This window comes from Deltaproteobacteria bacterium RIFCSPHIGHO2_02_FULL_44_16, from assembly GCA_001798185.1.
Taxonomy (GTDB): Bacteria; UBA10199; UBA10199; order 2-02-FULL-44-16; family 2-02-FULL-44-16; genus 2-02-FULL-44-16.
The window spans coordinates 93,589-111,021 of the sequence record MGRM01000009.1 but is presented as its reverse complement, the minus strand read 5'-3'; the positions used below and the strand labels follow the sequence as shown (position 1 = coordinate 111,021).

13 protein-coding genes are annotated in these 17,433 nt (G+C 43.7%); 4 read left to right on the top strand and 9 right to left on the bottom strand.

Annotation, left to right across the window (positions count from 1 at the left end; translation table 11 throughout):
- Window positions 1-8: 8 nt before the first annotated feature.
- From A3C46_04960 to A3C46_04945, 4 genes are all read right to left on the bottom strand, one after another.
- On the bottom strand, window positions 9-920 hold the full coding sequence (locus A3C46_04960) for a hypothetical protein (GenBank protein ID OGQ22806.1): 912 nt from the start codon (window positions 918-920) through the stop codon (window positions 9-11).
- A gap of 103 nt (window positions 921-1,023) precedes the next feature.
- A complete protein-coding gene (locus A3C46_04955) occupies window positions 1,024-2,424 on the bottom strand; it encodes a dihydrolipoyl dehydrogenase (GenBank protein OGQ22805.1) in 1,401 nt (466 codons plus the stop codon).
- A gap of 206 nt (window positions 2,425-2,630) precedes the next feature.
- Window positions 2,631-3,815: a hypothetical protein gene (locus tag A3C46_04950; GenBank protein OGQ22804.1), complete on the bottom strand. Its 1,185-nt coding sequence runs from the start codon at window positions 3,813-3,815 to the stop codon at window positions 2,631-2,633.
- Window positions 3,812-6,550 carry a 2-oxoglutarate dehydrogenase E1 component gene (locus A3C46_04945; GenBank protein OGQ22930.1) on the bottom strand — a complete coding sequence of 913 codons (2,739 nt, stop codon included), beginning with the start codon at window positions 6,548-6,550 and terminating at the stop codon, window positions 3,812-3,814. The genes A3C46_04950 and A3C46_04945 overlap by 4 nt, the downstream gene beginning before the upstream one ends.
- Window positions 6,551-7,055: 505 nt before the next feature.
- Here A3C46_04945 and A3C46_04940 point away from each other — a divergent pair.
- Together A3C46_04940 and A3C46_04935 are read left to right on the top strand one after the other, a co-directional pair.
- The gene (locus tag A3C46_04940) at window positions 7,056-7,349 is read left to right on the top strand and encodes a hypothetical protein (GenBank protein ID OGQ22929.1); all 294 of its coding nucleotides are present in this window, start codon (window positions 7,056-7,058) and stop codon (window positions 7,347-7,349) included.
- The gene (locus A3C46_04935; GenBank protein OGQ22803.1) at window positions 7,333-7,740 is read left to right on the top strand and encodes a hypothetical protein; all 408 of its coding nucleotides are present in this window, start codon (window positions 7,333-7,335) and stop codon (window positions 7,738-7,740) included. Before A3C46_04940 ends, A3C46_04935 begins: the two co-directional genes overlap by 17 nt.
- Before the next feature lie 7 nt (window positions 7,741-7,747).
- On the opposite strand, the gene A3C46_04930 is transcribed toward A3C46_04935, so the two are convergent.
- The 3 genes from A3C46_04930 to A3C46_04920 all read right to left on the bottom strand — a co-directional run bounded on the left by A3C46_04930 (window position 7,748) and on the right by A3C46_04920 (window position 14,217).
- Window positions 7,748-8,137 (bottom strand): hypothetical protein, encoded by a 390-nt coding sequence (locus A3C46_04930; protein ID OGQ22802.1) that lies wholly within the window; start codon window positions 8,135-8,137, stop codon window positions 7,748-7,750.
- Between the two features lie 62 nt (window positions 8,138-8,199).
- Window positions 8,200-10,476, bottom strand: coding sequence for a hypothetical protein (locus A3C46_04925; GenBank protein OGQ22801.1), 2,277 nt, complete (start codon window positions 10,474-10,476; stop codon window positions 8,200-8,202).
- 135 nt (window positions 10,477-10,611) lie between these two features.
- Window positions 10,612-14,217, bottom strand: a complete 3,606-nt coding sequence (locus A3C46_04920; GenBank protein OGQ22800.1) for a methionine synthase — start codon at window positions 14,215-14,217, stop codon at window positions 10,612-10,614.
- A 139-nt stretch (window positions 14,218-14,356) separates the two neighbouring features.
- On the opposite strand from A3C46_04920, the gene A3C46_04915 reads away from it, so the two are divergent.
- Entirely contained in the window at window positions 14,357-15,187 is an 831-nt protein-coding gene (locus A3C46_04915) for a hypothetical protein (protein ID OGQ22799.1), read from the top strand.
- A gap of 100 nt (window positions 15,188-15,287) precedes the next feature.
- Entirely contained in the window at window positions 15,288-15,857 is a 570-nt protein-coding gene (locus tag A3C46_04910; GenBank protein OGQ22798.1) for a hypothetical protein, read from the top strand.
- Here the strand turns inward: A3C46_04910 and A3C46_04905 are convergent.
- Together A3C46_04905 and A3C46_04900 are read right to left on the bottom strand one after the other, a co-directional pair.
- Window positions 15,854-16,735 (bottom strand): hypothetical protein, encoded by an 882-nt coding sequence (locus A3C46_04905; GenBank protein OGQ22797.1) that lies wholly within the window; start codon window positions 16,733-16,735, stop codon window positions 15,854-15,856. The genes A3C46_04910 and A3C46_04905 overlap by 4 nt on opposite strands.
- Window positions 16,732-17,367, bottom strand: a complete 636-nt coding sequence (locus A3C46_04900; protein OGQ22796.1) for a hypothetical protein — start codon at window positions 17,365-17,367, stop codon at window positions 16,732-16,734. The genes A3C46_04905 and A3C46_04900 overlap by 4 nt, the downstream gene beginning before the upstream one ends.
- Window positions 17,368-17,433: the final 66 nt, after the last annotated feature.

Below are 17,433 nucleotides of genomic sequence, written 5' to 3'. Positions count from 1 at the left end.
TAATATTTTTAAGCAAAAATCAGTTCGTCGAGACATTTTTCTCGTCCATTTCCGCTAAACGTATTTATCAGGTCATCATTCAAAAGAATTTTCTTCAAAGCAGTTCTGACCAAATCTTCAGAGTCATACATGATTTTCTCTGAATCATTTGGTGTAAGCTTATCCATTCCGTTACCGTGAACAATTTTAGAGCGCCAGCGATAACAATACTTAGATCTTTCATACAAATCCTTCGCTTGAAAACGATCATCGGCAATGAAAAAGGAAATTCTTTCGGAAAGTCGATGTGTAATCTCGATATCAGATCCAAAAAGTGCTTCAAGAGCGATCCACAGCAACAAATATCTCATGAGCCATTGACCTTGAGGAGCTGAAAGTGCGGACCAAAGATTATGCAAAGCAATCCATGTGGAACCCTTACGGTGTAAAGAGCAAATCTTACTGAAAAGAGTTTGAGCTTCCTGAATATTTTTTTGATGAATCAGACTTTCACTATCTTCGCTATGAGGAAGAGCAGCTGGAAAAGTTGAGAATTCTCTTCCGGTATGTTTTCCATTTCTTTTTTCAATGTGGAGAAGAACCTGAAAGTTCAAAGAGGTCGGTTGAGATAGCCACAGTGCCTGGTTACAGAACATGATCTTTTCAACATGCAAATCTTGTTTTGATCGCTGCTTTTTTCCTTTCCACAAAGGATCGGGCTCTCCAAGAGATTTTGCTTTATATTCTGTCATAAAACAAAGCTCCGCGTTTTCAATGATACGTCTTTGGTTTAAACCAAACTTGTTTTTGATATCCTCACGATCGATCCACGTTGGTTTTTTTGTTATAAGCACATCATCAAAAGAAATGTCTGATTGGAAAAGATTATGGTTATCTTGATAGTAGGGATTGATCAGAGCTAATGTATACCATTTTGTCATGAGCCTTTCCTCCACAGACTTCAGTAAAAATGTCACATATTACATCTATTATTACCACTATTATTTTAGCAGGCAAATTGTTCGAAAAGAAGGGTGTTTAGGCTTACAAATGAATCATGCCGGTGCCGAGGCCGAGGGCAGCTTCTTTAACCGCTTCGGAAAGAGTGGGATGGGCGTGGATGGTGAGAGCAATGTCGGCGGCGGTTGTTGAAAACTCCATACCGAGGACGATTTCGGCGATCATGTCAGAAGCGCGCGGACCTAAAATGTGCGCGCCTAAGATGCGATCGTCATCTTTGCTCGCAATCAATTTTACAAAGCCGTCCTTTTCGTTCATCGAAATCGCGCGGCCATTGGCCATAAACGGAAATTTTGAAACTTTGTAATTGATGTTTTGTTGTTTCGCCTGTTCTTCGGTGATGCCGACAGATGCTGCTTCTGGCCAGGTATAAATAACACCCGGAATGGTGTCGTAATTTACAAAAGCGTTATGGTTTGCAATACGCTCAACACACGCAGTCCCCTCTTCTGAAGCTTTGTGCGCGAGCATGGGACCTGCAATCACATCGCCGACCGCATAAATATTCGGTGTTGATGTCTGCCAATTTTCGTTGACGCTGACGCGTCCCTTTTCATCTGTTGTGATATTTGCAGCATTGAGGTTGAGGCCGTCAGTATACGGACGACGGCCAACAGCGACAAGAACGTAATCAGCGGTAATGGCGGTACTATTCCCCTGCGGATCGAGTGTCGTCACCTCAACACGATTGCCGATAACCGACGCTTTCTGTACTTTGGTGGAGAGTTTAAATTCCATTCCTTGTTTCGTGAGAACTTTTTGTAAACCGCTGCTGATGTCATTATCCATCGCAGGAACAAGTCGATCGAGTGCTTCGATTACGGTCACTTTGCTTCCAAGACGCATGTAAACAGATCCCATTTCGAGTCCAATGTAACCGCCACCAATAACAATTAATTCGTTTGGAATTTCCGTCAGCGCAAGTGCTCCCGTGGAATCGATAATTCTTTTTCCATCAAAGGGAACGTTAGGAATAGCGACAGGGGCACTTCCCGTTGCGATGAGGATATTCTTCGCCGAAACTGTTTTCGTTCCTTCAGAACTCGTCACTTCAAGTGTTGTGGTGCTCGTAAACTTGGCTCTTCCCTTGATGCTCGTTACTTTCTTTTTTTTGAAGAGCATACCGATGTTGGAGGTGAATTTGCTGACGATCTGGTTTTTGCGATCCATAAATTTTTGCAGATCGATGGTGAGATCGCCGACATTGATGCCATGGTCTTTCATGCCGTGTTTGGCTTGGAAGTAGAGTTCACTCGACTCAAGAAGTGCTTTGCTGGGAATACAACCAACATTTAAACAGGTGCCACCCAAATATTCTTTTTCAACACACGCCACATTTATTCCGAGTTGCGCAGCGCGAATGGAAGCGACATAGCCAGCAGGGCCAGCGCCAATAACGATAAGATCAAATGTTTGTTCTGTCATTTCGCATTCCTTTTAAATGAAGAGGAGTTTACTCTCGTGCTCCGCGCATTTCGCTACGTTACTCGTCGTCCAAAATTGTTTGGTGTCTTTTCCATTTGGATGTCTTCCTCGCGTCAGCCTCCAAATGGTGACACCAATACAATTTTAAACTCCTTATACACTCCGCTTCATATTCGCTTATAGTCGCCCTGCGAGCAAACTCCTCTTCATTTCAATATTGATTCATCAATGATCAAACTCGGATTTTCGATTGCTTCTTTTATCGAGACGATAAATTCAATGGCATCTTTTCCATCTAACAGACGGTGATCATACGAAAGAGCAATATACATCATCGGACGTACCACCACTTTTCCTTCGAGAGCAACGGGACGATCTTCGATTTTATGAAGGCCTAAAATCGCACTTTGCGGCATATTGAGAAGTGGAGTGGCTAAGAGAGAACCAAACACGCCGCCGTTCGTAATCGTAAACGTTCCGCCGGTCATCTCTGGAATGGAGAGTTTTCCATCTCGTGCTTTGGTGGCGAGTTCAGTTAATTTTTTTTCAAATCCGATCCAATCGAGACCTTGCAGGTCTTTTATGACGGGAACCACAAGTCCTTTTTCAGTGCTGACAGCAATCGAGAGATCGATGAAATCGCGCTTGATAATTTCTTCGCCCGTAAAAGTTGAATTCACGAGAGGATATTTGAGGAGAGCTCGTTTTGCGGCCATCGCAAAAGGTCCAACCATTCCGATTTTCACACCATGTTTTTTGAGGATGGAATCTTTATACTTTTTTCGAAGTTCAGTGATTGCTGACATGTCGACTTCATTAAAGGTCGTGAGAATCGCAGCAGTATGTTGAGCTGTAACTAAATTTTGCGCGATCTGTTTTCGAATGCGTGATGCTTTTTCAGCTCGCTCACCGCGTGCTGTATCGAGCGTATATTTTATCGGTTGTACAGATGGGGTTGCAGGTAGGGGCGAACGGCGTTCGCCCTCGGGCGCAGAGCCCGGTACCTCTATAACTTCAGCTCCACGTCGTCGTGCAGCAGGACCAACTTGCGAAGAAGAAGTTTTCTGGGATGTTTGCATGAATGTTTGTTGCTGTAGGGGCGAACGGCGTTCGCCCTCAGGCGCATGGCCATGCGCCCCTACAGATTTTCCATTGGCATCATCAATCGTTGCGATGACTTCGCCAATTGTAACGCGATCGCCTTCAGTTGGACGTTTGATCTCAATGCGTCCTGTTGATTCAGCTTCCAGTTCAAACGTTGCTTTTTGACTTTCAAGATCGACAATCACCTGGCCTTTTTTGACGACATCACCATTATGGACTTTCCATTCGCCAATGAACGCTTCTGTTACGGATTCGCCAGCACTTGGTACTTTCACAGGATGAATCATAGTGCTCCTTCAAGATCGCTGAATGCGGTGGTGACGATTCGTTTTTGTTCTGCTTCGTGAACATGCAGATAACCACCCGAAACACTTGCTTGCGGTGGACGACCGACATACTGAAGCTTCACCTTCTGGTCAAGAAGTGGCACAAGCTGATTTTTCATGAAATGCCAACCTCCCATGTTTTGCGCTTCTTCCTGACACCAGACGATTTCTTTTATTTTTGGATATCGTTGAAAAATCGTTTGTAAATATTTCGCATGAAAAGGATAAAATTGTTCAATACGAATGAGCGGAACATTCATTATTTTTTGTGCTTCGCGCTCTGCCAAGAGTTCGTAATAAATTTTACCGCTGCAAAGAATGAGACGTTTCATCTCTTTTGATGACTTGAGCATCGTTTCGTCGAGTATTTCGCAAAAGGTTCCGGTGGTAAGTTCAGCCATCGATGAAGTTGCACGTGGATGTCGAAGAAGGCTTTTCGGCGACATGATGACAAGGGGAAGACGAAAGGATCGAAGCATTTGACGACGCAACAGATGAAAGTATTGTGCAGGTGTACTGACATTGCAGACTTGAATATTCTGTTGCGCACATGCCTGTAAAAATCGTTCCAGTCGTGCCGATGAATGCTCCGGCCCCATCCCTTCGTAGCCATGAGGGAGCAGGAGAACGAGTCCACTCGAGCGTTGCCACTTAATGGCTGAACTTACCAAGAATTGATCGACGATCACTTGGGCGCCATTAAAGAAATCACCGAACTGTGCTTCCCAAAGGGTGAGTTTGTAAGGATCAGCAAGACTTTGACCAAATTCAAAACCCATGGCAGCAAATTCTGAAAGCAAACTATTCACCACTTCATAATCTTTTTTTCTTTCAGAGAGATGATTGAGAGGAATATATCGTTCATTATTGGTGATGTCATAAAGCACAGAGTGCCGATGCGAAAATGTTCCTCGTTCCACATCTTGGCCCGACAATCGTATCGAGAAATTGTCACAAAGAAGAGAGCCAAAAGCCAAAGCTTCTCCTAAACTCCAGTCAATTCCGCGTTTTCCGTCGATCATCTCTTTTCGATCCTCAAAAAAACGGATCAGTTTTGGATGAGGTTGAAAATTTTCTGGAGAGGTTGAAAGTTCATCTCCCATCTTCTGAAGAATTTTTTCGGCAACTGCGGTGTCGATGGTTTGAAAAAAAGTTTCTGTTTGAGGAACAGGAGAAAAATCGTGCCATGTTTTTTCAAACGCACTCATGGTGCGAGGAATTTTTGCTTTTTTTGCTTCTTCAATCAATGTTTCATAGGAAGTCTGAAGTTTTTCACGAAAGGCTTGCGCCTCTTCTTGGGTGATGATTCCCTCTTCGAGAAGTCGAGCGGTATAGATTTCAGCCACACGAGGGTGATGTTTAATTTTTTCAGAGAGAAGAGGTTGGGTAAAAGAGGGTTCATCTCCTTCATTGTGTCCATAGCGACGGTAGCCCATGAGATCGATAAAAACATCATCCTGAAAAAGGTTGCGATATTCGAGTGCAAGCCGCATGCATCGTACTGCCATTTCCGGCTCGTCCGCATTGACCCGGAAGATGGGAGTCTGAAGCATTTTGGCAATATCAGTCGTATTCGGAGTTGATCGAGCATCTTTCGGGTTTGTGGTAAAACCAATTTGATTATTGATGATCACGTGAATGGTGCCACCAATCGTATAGCCGCGTAAGCCCGACATGTTCAGGGTTTCATAGACATTTCCTTGACCTGCAAAGGAAGCATCTCCATGCAACAACACCGCGAGTGTTTTCATCCGTGTGCTGTCATCTTTGCATTGCTGTTTTGCACGGACCATGCCCATGACCACAGCATTAATGGCTTCGAGGTGACTGGGGTTTGGAACAAGTGAAAGGTGAACTTCCTTCCCAGAAGAAGTTGTGATTTCTCCTGAAAAACCTAAATGATATTTCACATCGCCATCGCCTGGAGTTGTATTTGTTTCGAGATTTCCCAAGAATTCAGCAAAAAGAGTTTTGAGATCTTTTTTGAGAACATTGGTTAAAAATGAGAGCCGTCCTCGATGCGCCATGCCAAAAATGATTTCATCTGTATGTGTCTGTGCTGATTGTTCGATAAGATCAGCCAACATCGGAATCATGGCGTCGTTTCCTTCACCGGAAAAACGTTTTTGTCCCACGAAACGTTTGTGAAGCGTCATGTCAAATGTTTCAGACTGAACCAGAAGATGAAGAATATTTTTTTTCGTTGTTGCTTCAGTAGATTGAAGAAGCTCATGTGATTCGATGCGCTGTTGAATCCAGAGTCGACGTTCTGGATCTCCAATATGACTAAATTCTACAGTGGCCGGCCCGCAATAGGAGGTTCGTAAATGTGCCACAATATCGCCCAGGGTGGCTGCTTCTAAACCTAAAAGTTTTCCTGCGTCACAGGGACGATCGAGATCGAAGGGAGAGAGATGATATTGTTCCAATGTCAAAAGAGGATGAGACTTTGGGGTGCGGTCGAGTGGATTAACATCGGCAATGAGAAATCCCATTTCTCGGTACGCCTGAATGAGTTGAAACACATTGAACTCAAAAAGAAGTTTGTCTCCGAGATCCTTTCCATTTTCGCGCGCAAATTCAATCCCATCAAAAAAAGCGCGCCATGTTGGCTCAAGAGAAGAAGGATTGTCCCGATACTGTTGGAGAAGCTGCTCAATATAAACGACATTTGTGGGATGAAGAGAGATGGTCATAGCCATTCGCGTTTTCGACGAACTGATCTTCCGTGTCAAGAATTCAGTGAATGCACGATTGATGACCGTATCATAATGATGGTGGAGGGAAAAAATGGAGTCCTGTCGGACTTTCTGCAAAAATTCCTACTGTCTGTATTCCCTGAGGGATAAAAATAATCTGAATCTCCGTCTGCTCAGAGGTGCCCTTTTAAAAAAGTTTTCGCGATATTTCTCTCCTTAAAAAAGAAGTTGTATTTTTACGTATAAAAATACATAATCTTATACGTAATACAGGAGGCGTATGCAACTCAAATCAGAACATTTAGCCACCGCTACGGAAATGCAGCGGGAACCGGGAAAGCTCATTGAGCGCGTGCTGGAAGCAAAAGAACCGGTGATCTTAACGCAACATGGGAAACCCACCTTAGTTCTTGTTGGCTGCGACGTGTTTGAGAAGCTCACTCAACGTGCGCTTGATACGGTTTCAATCCGTGAGCGTGAGTTGACGGGGGAGCTTTTGCGTATGGTCACGAAACTTGCTGCTGAATATCAGCCAGAAAAAATTATTCTTTTTGGCTCGCTTGCCGCGGGAAAAGTTCACGAAAGCAGTGACATCGATTTAGTCATCATCAAGCAGACGAAGAAACGATTTTGGGATCGACAAAAAGAAGTGGTGAAGCTCATTCGTCCGAAGCTTGCGTGTGATTTTTTTGTCTATACGCCAAAGGAATGGGCTGATGCTGAGAAAAGTGAACGGCCTTTTTTTACGGAAGAGATAAAGGGAAAAGGAAAAGTGCTCTATGACAAAGCAGCGTGATCTGGCGCTTGAATGGCTAGTCTTTGCAGGAGAGGATTTGCAAGCAGCGCATGTTCTTTCCAAAGAAGGAATTTATTCACAAGCCTGTTTTCATGCTCAACAATGTGCTGAAAAATTATTGAAAGCCTTTCTTCATTTTCACGCTATTTCGTTTAAAAAAATACATGATCTCAATGAACTGTTTCGAATATGTCTTCCTGTGAATGAAGAAATACTCCAAGTTTTTGAGGAACCGCTGATGGTGCTCAATCTTTACTACGCTCCAACTCGATATCCCGACGGGATTCCGGGAAGTTTTCCTCATCGTCTCCCCAATAAAACCGATGCTGCACAAGCTTTCGCGACAGCCGAAAAACTCTACAAAACAATTTCTTTATTTTTAGAGAAATAAAAAGAAATTATTGAAACGTCCCTGCGACAGGGTCATACGTATAAATTGTGGTATCTGTTCCATCGCTGAAACTGTACTGTGTTGCATGAATACGCCACCAACTGTTGTCGGTGACTCCATAATCTAAGAGAGTACTGAAACACGAAGCACAAGGACTGCTATTCGCATTACTATCGAGTTCTGGAGGATAAGCGCCACTCCCTCCATTTTGGAGCATATCATTGGCTTTCCATATCTGAAGTGAAGTTCTGAGAGCACTGACGACAGCAGCTTCATTCGAGTTTTCAGCTTCGGTGCTGAGATTCATAAAACGGGGAAGAGCCGCGACCGCAAGAATCGCGACAAGAAGCAAGGTAACGATCAGTTCAATCAGCGTAAAACCTGAAATGTGACGCATGCTTTCCTCTAAAAGATTTCTATTCTTAACAAGGAAATGAGCGTGAGAAAAGGAGTTTTATTTTAATTTGCTTTGAGAGCGCGACTCACATCTGCAGTTGTGGGGAGTCGGCTTCCAGCGCGTAGGATATTCCTCATTTTCACTCCTGCACGCTGAACTGCTGGGAGATCATTTTCGTTCAGTCCATTCACAATTGCTTCTACAGCTGGAGTTGCAAGAGGAGAACTGAGAGCATAATTGACATAGTATATGGGGAAGGATGAGAATTGACTTCGTGTATAGGGATATCCCCCCTCCATCATATCCATTGTTTCAACACCAAGATATTTTTTGGACATCTCTCTCCAAAGCGCCAGACGATCTTTGACAGGAAGGTCAGTTCTTTCGTAGAGATTAATTTCCCATTTTGCGTAACAGAAGAACTGCATTTCTTCATACGCAATCGCAATTTTTTTCGCATTGCTGATGGCTGCACGGAATTTGTCATCTGCAAACTGAGGAAGCAGTTTCAAGTAACGATCCATCCATGATTTTTCATAGATGACATTTGCAATGGCTTGAGCACTCCCTTCTCCCCATACTCGTGGTTGTCCATAAAAACCATTGATGCTCTTCCCACCAGCTTTTTCTGCACCAAGAATAAAATGAATATTGTGAAAAAGTTCATGAAGGAGAACATTAAATTCTTCAAGCGAAATCTGTTGTCCTGGTTTAAAATTTCCATGGAGTACAGTAGAACTCCCATCGTGTACTCCCCGTGCATGCGTTTGTGCATCTTTCCCCTCTCGGGCATACAAATCCATAATGATTTTCCCCTGAAAAGGAGGTTGATCCAAATCAAAACCGAGATCACGCAAATAGTCTTTTGCAACCGATCCTGCTTCTTCAATACTCAACTTAGGAATTTCTTTTCCACCAAAACGTGACGAGATGAGTTGTTGGGTGAGATAGGGAACATCCCATTCTGCAACTGGTCCCCCGTTGAGGGCTTCGAGTTCAGCCACATAGGCATTGACATCATTTTGTTTTTTGTCGGCATGTTCTTGAAAAGCTCGATCAACATCTTCGACACTTGTGGCGTAGTTTACTTTGGTGATGAAATCAGCATGGCTGCGAAACCCGTGGTTTCGTGCAAGTGCATTGAGTTCGCGAATGACAACGAGTTCGCCGTTTTCTTCATGCAAAAGACCATCTTTTTGTTGCATCGCCACAAGATGATGATGGGTGTAGGCTTGAAAGAGTTCACGCCGTTCTATTGGATCAGAAATCATGCGAAGGTCTGCAAAGAATTTCCATCGGTCCATCTTTGCTCCTTTCCACTCAAATGTTTTTGCTGCCGTATCAGAGATGCCGTATGCCTTTTGTGGAATAAGTTCAGAAAAGAACGCCTCTTCTTCTTCGGTGTAGGTTGTATACTGAGCCGCATCTCTAATAATCGCGCACATAAAAGGAAGAAGGTCCGGTTTTCGGAGTTCATAAAATGATTTCTTTTGTGGATCTCCCATCACTTCTGCATAACGGAGTTTTAATGCACGAAGAGCAGCATGTGAACGGCTATAAAGGGTTGGGTGCATTTTATCGCGCGCTGCCTGAGCGGTTTTTTTCTCTTCTGGTGACATGGAAACGCCGCGTAACATTGAAAAATATCCTGAAGAGTTTCCAATATAGGCCTGCACTTCACTTATATGTTTATAAAGTCGAAGATCAGCTTGATAGGCTTCTTCGAGGGAAGAACGTGCAATGGAAGAAGGGACAATGACTTCACGTCGTTCCATTTTGTCGGCATTATAGAAAAAGAGTTTGATGGATTCTTTTCCATCATGAAAAATGACTTTTTGGAACGCATCCATGCGTTCGCTGACAGCATGTTTCTCTGACCACATAAATTCTGCAGATGCGAGCATCTGCGCATCAGGTTTTCCTGAAACGTCTGAAGCTTCAGTTCCCATAATTTTCGAAACGAAGGAAATGGTTTGAGGTGTTTCTCCTTTTGCAACGTAAATGGTAAAGGAGCGAATCAAAACAAAATCTTCATGATTGTCGTTATTGAAATCAAATCCGCCGAAGAGACGACTGACGATCGGCATTTTGACAGCATCCCATTTGCTCTTGATCGTAATCGGAGCATCACTTCGCGGAATGGCTTTGAGTTGTGTTTCAATATCGAGAAGACGCGCATGTTCTTTTTCTTCAGGAGGACCTTTATCCCTCAATGTCTTTGCCTCATTTTCTAATGCAGTTCTTTTTGCAATGAGATGATGTTGTGGTTTTGTTGCTATGAACTGTTGTTGCGCTTCAATTTGAGGAAGAACTTCATCCAGAACCTCGGGATTTCCCACGGTGAGTTCTTCGATTCTTGGAACCTCAGGAATATCGATTTTACAGAATGATTTAGAATTGATAAATGTCACGACTCTTTATCGACCTTTCTTCAAAATTGTTGTGTCTACCTTTCAAGTGGAAGCACGCGACATTTAAACACCAAAATACGTACACTGTGGATGATGAAAAACAATGGCGGAGACGCTCGCCTCAGGATCCATCATGAATCCTTCGGTGAGTTCGACGCCAATGTTTTTTGGAGATAAAAGATCGAAAAGTGTTTTCTGATCTTCCAGATTCGGACATGCCGGATATCCAAAAGAATATCGCTTGCCACGATATTTTGCTTGAAAGCGCTGCATCATGGTCATGTCAATTGGATCAGGGAAACCCCACATAGAGCGAAGTTTCGCATGTAACATTTCTGCATAGGCTTCAGCTGTTTCAATCGCGAGTGCTTGGATGAGATGCGATTTGAGATAAAGTCCTTCTTGCTTCCATTTCTCTGCGAGATGGCGAATGCCTTTTCCGGCCGTAACAACAAAAAGAGCGACGGTGTCAATAGCATCTCGTTCTTTTGGAAGCACATAATCAGCGAGACATAGACCCTCTTCTTTTTGTTGTCGTGGAAATGTAAAGGTTGCATCTGGTGACAATAGATCTTTTTCAAAATTCCATGAATCGGGTGACGTCGGAGGTGCTTCCGGGAGGGTCTCCCGCGATAAGCGGGAGGGCCGGAACACCGCAGACGGCAGGACCCGTTTCGAAACAACGTTTTGAAAAAGGTCTATTGTATTGCCATGACTTGTTGCACGAAAGAATTGAAAGGTCGCTTTCACGTGCATGAGGCCAGCGCGGCATTCTTTTTTCAGCTCTTCAAGCGTTTCAAATATTTCAAAGGCCTTACGTCCTTCTTCTGGGTCCTTTTTGAGTTCATCAAATTTTTTTGCATCCAGGAGTTTTACATATTTTCCCTTCACACCAAGATGACGTGTATAGAGCATGAGATTGTTAATGTAGGGCCAGATGTGATCGAGCGGGGTGTTGGTAAGAATATGCGGTTCAAAATCAGGTGGAACTGGAAGCGACGCTGTTTCTATGAGAGAAGATCTCTGCTGCGCAGATTCTTGTTTCAGCGCCTCAATTTTTTCATTTTCAACCGATGCTGTTTGCTTTGTTTTTAATTTTTCTTTCAACAAAATAAATTCTTTCGGATTTCGAATACGACGCGCGAGATTTAAACCTTCCATCGCATCTTTTGCATAGACCACTGTTCCTTCGCCGTATGCAGGAGCGATGCGTTTATTGGTAAAATTTTCTGAAAGCGCAGCGCCTCCCACCATAATCGGAAGATCAATGCCTGCACGATTCAAATCATCAGCAGTCAGTTGCATCTGCTGCGCTGATTTCACGAGAAGCCCTGAGAGACCGACGATATCAGGGCGGTGCTCTGAGATCGCTTTGATCAGCTGTTCTGATGGCACTTTGATGCCAAGGTTGACCACTTCAAATCCGTTATTCGAAAGAATAATTTCGACGAGATTTTTTCCGATATCGTGCACATCACCTTTCACCGTTGCGAGGATAACTTTTCCGCGGGAAGACGTGTTCTCATTTTTTGGCATGTGTGGTTTTAAATATTCAACCGCCGCTTTCATCGACTCAGCGCTTTGCAACACTTCAGCGACAATCAATTCATTGTTATTAAAAAGACGACCGACTTCATCCATCCCTTTCATGAGAGGGCCATTGATTACTTCCAAAGGACTGCGCTCCTCTTTTAATGTTGCATCTAAATCTGGAAAGAGACCATCTTTTGTTCCTTCAACAATATATGCGGCGAGTCGTTCATCGAGCGACATGTGCTCGCGAGAAGAGACCTGCTTTTCTTTTTTCTTTCCACGATAGAACGCAGCAAAAGCTGCGATTGGATCTTCACCACGATTGTAAAGAAGGTCATCCGCAAGTTGTAACTCTTCTTCTGAAATAGAAGCAAAGCGCACGAGCTGCTCTGCATTCACAATTGCGAGGTCGAGACCCTTTTTGACGCAATGATGAAGAAAAACAGAATTGAGAACTTCGCGTCCAGCTGGCGGCAAACCAAACGAGACATTGGAGATACCCAGAACCGTTTTTGTTTGTGGAAGTTTTTGTTTGATGAGTCCGACACCTTCAATGGTTTCTGCTGCAGAACCGATGTACTGTGCATCGCCAGTCGCGCATGGGAAGACAAGTGGATCCCAGTAAATATCTTCAGAAGGAAGACCATGTTTTTTGGTAAGGAGTTCATGCGATCGTGTTGCAATTTCAAGTTTGCGCTCTCGTGTGACTCCCATCCCTTGTTGTGGGTCATCATCAATACATCCCACGACAACAGCAGCGCCATATTTTTTCACCAGTGGAATAATTTTTTCAAAGCGCTCTTCGCCATCTTCAAGATTAATAGAGTTAATAATGGCTTTGCCTTGAGAATAGGTGAGTGCCAGTTCCACAACTTTTTCATCCGTGGAATCAATCATGAGTGGAACTTTGATTTTATGAATCACTTTTTCGAGGAACTGTTTCATGTCTGACAGTTCATCTCGGTCAGGATTTGCGAGACAAACATCAATGACATGAGCTCCAGCTTTCACTTGCGCTCGCGCAATTTCACTCGCTTCGTCGAACTTTTCTTCGCAAATCAGTTTTTTAAATTTTCGACTGCCGATGACATTGGTTCGCTCTCCCACAAGCATCGGTCGTTTTTCATCGGTGACTTCGAGAAGTTCAATCCCCGCCAAAAGGCTGGTCCCTTGTTTTTTTGGAACACGCGGTCGATATTTCTTTGCCACGTCCACAAATGTTCGAATATGCGCTGGAGTGGTGCCACAGCAACCGCCGAGGAGATTGATCCATCCCGCCTCGCAAAAGCGTGCGAGAATCGTTGCCATCATTTGTGGTGTCTCAAGATAATTTCCATCGACATCGGGCAAGCCGGCATTTGGCACACAAGCAACAGAAAAGGGCGCTAGCCCTGACATCGAACGGATGTGATCGGTCATGAAGTCAGGACCAGTAGCGCAGTTAATACCGATATAGAGAAGATCGAGATGTGAAAGTGAAACGACAAGTGCTTCAGCAGATTGTCCAGCCAGCATAGTTCCGGTGTTTTCAATCGTTCCGGAAACTGCAATCGGCAGGGGCTGTCGCCCTTCCTGAAATAATTTTTGAATGCCAAGAATAGCTGCTTTAATGTTGCGCGTATCTTGACAGGTTTCGATCAGAAAATAATCGACACCACCATCATAGAGACCTTTTGCTTGCGCATAAAAATGATCAATGAGTTGTTGAAACGTAACACCGCCAGTGACCGTAATGGCTTTTGTGGTGGGACCAATGGAACCAGCAATCCACCGTGGCTGCGCAGCAGTTGAAAAGGAATCAGCGCAGCCGCGAGCTATTTCAGCACCACGTTTGTTGATCTCATATGCTTTCTCTTGCAAATCGTATTCAGCGAGCACCAGAGGAGTGCCGCCAAATGTGTTCGTTTCAATAATATCAGCCCCCGCTTCTAAATAGCTGTTGTGAATTTTTTTAACGACATCGGGCCGCGTCAGAATCAGATGCTCATTACATCCTTCATATTTTTCTCCTCCGAAATCATCGGCTGTCAGATTAAAACCTTGCAGTGCTGTCCCCATGGCCCCATCAAGGACGAGAATTCGTTCCTGAAGCGCCTGTTTCAAGGCTTTCACGCGTTGTTGTCGGTTATCTGACATGAACACCGCTCCTAACGGGTTTTCGCCGCTATGACAAGCCGCTTCTTTAAAGATCATTTACCAATAATTGAGAGTTAGTTATTGGGAATGGACGCAACTTTTTTTAAAATCTGCGATAACCCTCTTGAAAGGTGAAACTATGCTTGTGAAAGAAGTTCGCGATCGCGCTTTGAGTATTCAGGTTGAAGATCTTCGTGTTCAGAAAAGACTCGGAGATTATGATTCTTTTGGAACGGATGATGGCATTCTCTCTGTCGATGATTTTTTGAAGAACAAAATAAATCCTACAGAGGAAGAAATTCTCTATGCCCGTTTTGAATTAAGCAAAATAGTTGTGGGAGCCTTTGCTGACGTAGAACATCTTTCGTCTTTGCAGCAGACTGCTTTTCAGCGATTTTTTGGCGACTATAATCGTTTTGTTGTTCTGCACGATATTCTCACGCGTTGGGGTGAAGCTCTTCAACAGTCAGGAAATTCTTGTGCACTATCGGGAGACATTTGGGATGCATCGGTAGCTCCTTTTTTTCAAGATGAAACATATTTTGTGGCTCATGAAAACCCGAATGCGAACTTTGTAAATATCAATTCTTATCACACACTTTTTTATTTTATGATTCATGATCTCAGCGATCCTCAGAGTTATAGTTTTCGTTCTTCGCTCATGAGGGAAATGCCCGCAACACGCTTTTCTCCCGCATTTGGAGATGCTTGCGGGTTCATGTCTGCTTTTTATTTTAATCTCGATGATATTCCTTCTGTACTTCAGAAACATATTGATGCTCTTCGTAAGGCACATTGGTCTGCAAATCAGATGCTTCAAGGGTGTGCTTTTCTTACTTCTTCTGGAGAGGATCACAAAAAAATTCGGCTTTTTTCGCCGTACGTTGGAATTGCAGGAGGTTTTGAAATTGATGACAATGATCAGTTATGTCAGCTAGAGTCCTTGGCGAGAGTAATGACGAGACGATAATCCAATTTTGACCAATAAGTGTCAGACACTTATTGGTCTGAGGTTTATCATTGATGCTATGGCTCAGACAAAAAGATCGAACAGGAAAAGAGCATCTCTTTTGCTCTTGTTCATTTTCTTCCACGCATTTGCTTGCGCGAAAAAATCCGACATTCCGAAACATCGATATGGAAAGTGGGGAGAGACCCCTTTTGAACTGACCTCCACGTACACTGTTCGTGTGCGCGAGTATGGAAAAATCCGAGAGCCGGGAACACATCTTTCATGGAGCGAAGAGAATGTGCGTGTGACGGTGAGTGAAGAAGGGAAAACGTATCTCTTCAAGCCAGAGCATATTTATCGAATCGATGGTGTTGGAACTGAACGCGTTGGCAATCGTGCTCTCGCAGGATTGGGGTATGGTGCACTTATTGGTGCAGGCGTGCTTGGCACTACTGCGATTATCGGTAATTCAGTTTCGGATTGTAGAAATGCAATAGAAACTGATGATTGTGAAGCTATGAGAGCAGCTTTTTATCTTCTTTCCTTTCCTCTCGGTGCTCTGATTGGTGGCGCTATTGGTCTTGGTGTTGGCGCAGCAACTCCTGCCAAAGCAAAAATCACCATTCTTCCGACCCAAATGTCCACACGAGAAGCAGCGCCTGGTGTTTCCGTGTCAGGGCGGTTTTAGCTTACGGATTTTTCAGATAAGATCTGTTCAAGTTTTTGAAGTGCATCCAGAAAAAAATCAGTGCTCCAGAGTTCAAGAGACTTCAGATGATGTGCACGGAGAAATGGCATCACATCTTGTTGCGCTTCTTGCCAATTGATGGACTCAATCTTTTTTTTCATTTCATGCAAATACCATTCTTGGGTGATCACCATCGTTTGATGTTTCCATGGTCCCTGTTGTCGACAAGCCTGTGTCAGGAATTCAAAATTGAGAGATGTTTTTCGGACGACGTACCAGAGAAAATCGTACCAATCTCTTCCCTTCACATATTCGCGACAGAGCAGCGCGTGACTTTTTCCTGCAAAAAGACTTGGAAGATTCTGCATCGTTACAGCTGAAGCAAAGGGAAAGTTCAGATATTTGATTTCTGTATGACTCCCTGCAGGTGGATTCGTATCGATCTCTAGTTTAATGCGTAGTTTTTTAGGGGTTGAAGGCGAAGAGATGCTGGGATGTTTGATGTGCAAAATTTTACCGAGAGAATTGTCTTTGAGAAAAGCTTTTTTAACAGCTTGATCTGCTTTTGATCGATCCTGAAATTCAAGTGACATACCATACGAGGTGCATTCAAGTTGGATTGCTTGAAGATAAGATGTGATTGCAAAACTTTTCTCTTCCTGCTGCAAAATAAAATCAAGATCTTCGGAAAAGCGTTCAAGACTATAAAGAATGCGAAGAGCTGTTCCTCCCTGGAACGCAGCATATTTAAAAAAATCGGTTCTCCCAAGAGCTGCAAGAATAATCTCTTGAAGAATTTCTTTCAGCGCGATCTCTTCTTCCCACGAAGTTTGAGCATTGTAGGTATCAAGTCGATCCTGAAGAATTTTTGTGCTCATAGCAAGAGATCCTTTCGAAGATGTGCAAAAAATGATATGACGCGATGATTTTTATAAGCTTGTTCTGCTTCAGTGAATTCTTCCATGTTCATCTGTTGAAAAATATCTTCGTCGATTCGGAGTGAATGAAGAAGGGGTGTGAGCCCTTTCCATTTCTTGTGAAAGAAAAAAATATAATCAGCGAGTGCTTTCCAGGGAGTGGCCATAAAGATCGTTCCCTTTTCAAGGGGAATCGTGCGGACTCCTGCGAAAAAAGGTTTTGAGCTTACATGTCGGTAGGAAAAAGTTCCAAGGGGTGTTTTAAATTGTTGCGAGCGTTTAAGACAAGCAGCGGTGACAACGTGCACCCCTTCAGGAATCCATCCATGGTGGGAGAGAGCAAGTTCAAAACTGATGTAGGAAGGACCATACAGACGTTGGCTTAATGCGAGGGAATCAAGGGAAGATTGTTGATGCAGGGAGCCGAGACAATAGAGTCCACGGCGCAGCGAAATGAGATCGCCGTGAGCGATGGCTCGCTTCACGAGGCCATAGCGGCGATGCTTAGATCCCTCCAGAATGGTGGCAAGTTCGGTGTCCGTGAAGCATTCAGAAGGAATCTTCTCTTTAATTTTTGCGAGAAGTTGATTCATAATAAGTTTGAAACTGTCATTTTTTGACAGTTGTTAGCATAAATTACAGAATTTTATTGAAACAAT